Source organism: Acinetobacter sp. SWAC5, assembly GCF_003419885.1.
Lineage (GTDB): Bacteria > Pseudomonadota > Gammaproteobacteria > Pseudomonadales > Moraxellaceae > Acinetobacter > Acinetobacter cumulans.
Genome location: NZ_QUWR01000057.1, coordinates 1 through 3,254, shown reverse-complemented (window position 1 = coordinate 3,254; position 3,254 = coordinate 1). Strand labels below are relative to the sequence as shown.

Here is a 3,254-nt window from a genome sequence, read left to right as displayed (position 1 = left end):
TTGAATTTCTTTGTCAGACATAGTGATCAGCATCTATATTTATATCCAGTCCATGGTGATAAAAACCATCATAAACTAGACATTTTTATTGGTGAGAATATAGACACTTTAAATGGGTTCTAACAATGATATTTCGTATAATGTATATTATGTTAAATAGCATATCGGGGATTGCGCCCTAGATCCGCTTGCACGTTGGCGCAACTTCACTGGAGAGATTCAGCACAAGTGTAATCTCTCCAGTGAAGTATCCTAAGTAACATAATATACGTTATGCCGAAATCCGTGAGCTTACATCTGTACTGCAAAACATATTTTCTTTACGACATATAAGATAAATTTTATTAACGATAAATAAGATAAAGATCAAATTGCATATCAAGATATGAAATTTAACTTTAACTTATTTCTCTAAAAATTTAACTTACATGCCTAAAAATATGATTTTCAGCACACTGGCCTTTTTATTCTAAATCCATTCTTAAAGGTATTTTCTTTACGACATTTAAGACATATTTTCTTCACGATAAACAAGACAAAATCAAATTACATATCAAAGATATGAAATTTAACTTTGACTTATTTCTCTAAAAATATGACTTAAATATCTAAAAATACAGACCAACTTGACTGTTATTTAGTCAATCGTAACCCGCATGTTATTAAAAGCCCCAATTCCAAAGGTAAAAAACACAAACAGACAAAACAGCAAGGGCAAAACAAAACTTAAGAAATTTCATAGATCACCCCATACAACGTGTTAAATGGAATGAAAGAAAGTTTTTATTAAAGATTGAGCAACAGCGAGGACACTCAACTAAGTCAATTTGATGAACTGAATTAATTTTCATAAAGGCCCCAAAAGATGAACGCAAAGATAGAACATTGCGAAGAGAACTACAGACATGCAGAAAAGGATATAAAGATTAGAACCGCCCATCAGCAATCCCCCATTTGTTCTTTTAATTCAGCATTTGCTTTTTTATAAATATCTGCATGTGCATCTATGTATGAATAGTCATAAGCCATTTCAGAAGCCACCAAAGCCAAATGCTCTAAGCACTGCTCTGTTGAGAATGCAGGTACAAAGTTTTCTAATGCACATTGGCCATGTTGATTGACAAGCTCAGCAACACGATTAAAGGCCGACTGGGTGAAGTCTTGAGGGCTACTAAAAGTGATTGTTTTCATATTTGTAATTTGTCACAAGTTACATTTAACGAGAAAATAACATGTTAGATGTTACTAAACAATATGTAATACGATATAAATTACAAATCACATAGAGCGCGATTATGTCAACTACAGTAAGACTTAGAGATGAAGAGGAAGAAATGCTTCAAGAGATCACATTGAATATGATGATTGAAACCAAAATGAGAATTAAAGAATCTGATGTTCTTCATACACTTATAAGAAAACATCTTAAGGATATAAAAACTTCTGATGTGATGAAGTACAGAGAAGAAGTACTTAAAAAAGATTAATTATCTATGTCGATCCTGATTACTAGTGACATAAAAAAAAGGGAGCCTAATTAGCTCCCTTCTCTTTTTGCTCTAACGAATGTCGCATAACGTAACTATTATGTTAAATAGCATATCGGGGATTGCGCCCTAGATCCGCTTGCACGTTGGCGCAACTTCACTGGAGAGATTCAGCACAAGTGTAATCTCTCCAGTGAAGTATCCTAAGTAACATAATATACGTTATGCCGAAATCCGTGAGCTTACATCTGTACTGCAAAACATATTTTCTTTACGACATATAAGATAAATTTTATTAACGATAAATAAGATAAAGATCAAATTGCATATCAAGATATGAAATTTAACTTTAACTTATTTCTCTAAAAATTTAACTTACATGCCTAAAAATATGATTTTCAGCACACTGGCCTTTTTATTCTAAATCCATTCTTAAAGGTATTTTCTTTACGACATTTAAGACATATTTTCTTCACGATAAACAAGACAAAATCAAATTACATATCAAAGATATGAAATTTAACTTTGACTTATTTCTCTAAAAATATGACTTAAATATCTAAAAATACAGACCAACTTGACTGTTATTTAGTCAATCGTAACCCGCATGTTATTAAAAGCCCCAATTCCAAAGGTAAAAAACACAAACAGACAAAACAGCAAGGGCAAAACAAAACTTAAGAAATTTCATAGATCACCCCATACAACGTGTTAAATGGAATGAAAGAAAGTTTTTATTAAAGATTGAGCAACAGCGAGGACACTCAACTAAGTCAATTTGATGAACTGAATTAATTTTCATAAAGGCCCCAAAAGATGAACGCAAAGATAGAACATTGCGAAGAGAACTACAGACATGCAGAAAAGGATATAAAGATTAGAACCGCCCATCAGCAATCCCCCATTTGTTCTTTTAATTCAGCATTTGCTTTTTTATAAATATCTGCATGTGCATCTATGTATGAATAGTCATAAGCCATTTCAGAAGCCACCAAAGCCAAATGCTCTAAGCACTGCTCTGTTGAGAATGCAGGTACAAAGTTTTCTAATGCACATTGGCCATGTTGATTGACAAGCTCAGCAACACGATTAAAGGCCGACTGGGTGAAGTCTTGAGGGCTACTAAAAGTGATTGTTTTCATATTTGTAATTTGTCACAAGTTACATTTAACGAGAAAATAACATGTTAGATGTTACTAAACAATATGTAATACGATATAAATTACAAATCACATAGAGCGCGATTATGTCAACTACAGTAAGACTTAGAGATGAAGAGGAAGAAATGCTTCAAGAGATCACATTGAATATGATGATTGAAACCAAAATGAGAATTAAAGAATCTGATGTTCTTCATACACTTATAAGAAAACATCTTAAGGATATAAAAACTTCTGATGTGATGAAGTACAGAGAAGAAGTACTTAAAAAAGATTAATTATCTATGTCGATCCTGATTACTAGTGACATAAAAAAAAGGGAGCCTAATTAGCTCCCTTCTCTTTTTGCTCTAACGAATGTCGCATAACGTAACTATTATGTTAAATTGAGTACATGATACTTTAAGTTCATAAACCTCCTTGCTTAACTTAAAATCAATAACTTATATAAAATAACATTTCACATTCAGTTCACTTATGTTTTGAACCGTACCGGGTTTGTCGGAGACTCAGTATTCTGAGAGAATGTTCCGATGACCAAATTAAAATATACCCCTGAAATCAGAGAAAGAGCGGTTCAATTATTGATTGAATCTGAAAAAGACTA

At 32.4% G+C, this 3,254-nt stretch carries 4 protein-coding genes; 2 read left to right on the top strand and 2 right to left on the bottom strand.

The window, feature by feature from the left end; genetic code table 11:
• Positions 1–939: 939 nt before the first annotated feature.
• Positions 940–1,191, bottom strand: a complete 252-nt coding sequence (locus DYI81_RS17715; protein WP_117008197.1) for a hypothetical protein — start codon at positions 1,189–1,191, stop codon at positions 940–942.
• A gap of 104 nt (positions 1,192–1,295) precedes the next feature.
• On the opposite strand from DYI81_RS17715, the gene DYI81_RS17710 reads away from it, so the two are divergent.
• Complete coding sequence (locus DYI81_RS17710; RefSeq protein ID WP_117008196.1) at positions 1,296–1,487, top strand: hypothetical protein; 192 nt, start codon at positions 1,296–1,298, stop codon at positions 1,485–1,487.
• A gap of 890 nt (positions 1,488–2,377) precedes the next feature.
• Here the strand turns inward: DYI81_RS17710 and DYI81_RS17705 are convergent.
• Positions 2,378–2,629, bottom strand: a complete 252-nt coding sequence (locus DYI81_RS17705) for a hypothetical protein (RefSeq protein ID WP_117008197.1) — start codon at positions 2,627–2,629, stop codon at positions 2,378–2,380.
• 104 nt (positions 2,630–2,733) lie between these two features.
• Here DYI81_RS17705 and DYI81_RS17700 point away from each other — a divergent pair, with 104 nt between their 5' ends.
• Positions 2,734–2,925 (top strand): hypothetical protein, encoded by a 192-nt coding sequence (locus DYI81_RS17700; RefSeq protein WP_117008196.1) that lies wholly within the window; start codon positions 2,734–2,736, stop codon positions 2,923–2,925.
• The last annotated feature ends 329 nt before the right edge of the window (positions 2,926–3,254 follow it).

Excerpts from the sequence above, each read along its gene's own strand:
- DYI81_RS17705 (WP_117008197.1), bottom strand. The coding sequence starts at position 2,629 with ATGAAAACAATCACTTTTAGTAGCCCTCAAGACTTCACCCAGTCGGCC.
- DYI81_RS17715 (WP_117008197.1), bottom strand. The coding sequence starts at position 1,191 with ATGAAAACAATCACTTTTAGTAGCCCTCAAGACTTCACCCAGTCGGCC.
- DYI81_RS17710 (WP_117008196.1), top strand. The coding sequence starts at position 1,296 with ATGTCAACTACAGTAAGACTTAGAGATGAAGAGGAAGAAATGCTTCAA.
- DYI81_RS17700 (WP_117008196.1), top strand. The coding sequence starts at position 2,734 with ATGTCAACTACAGTAAGACTTAGAGATGAAGAGGAAGAAATGCTTCAA.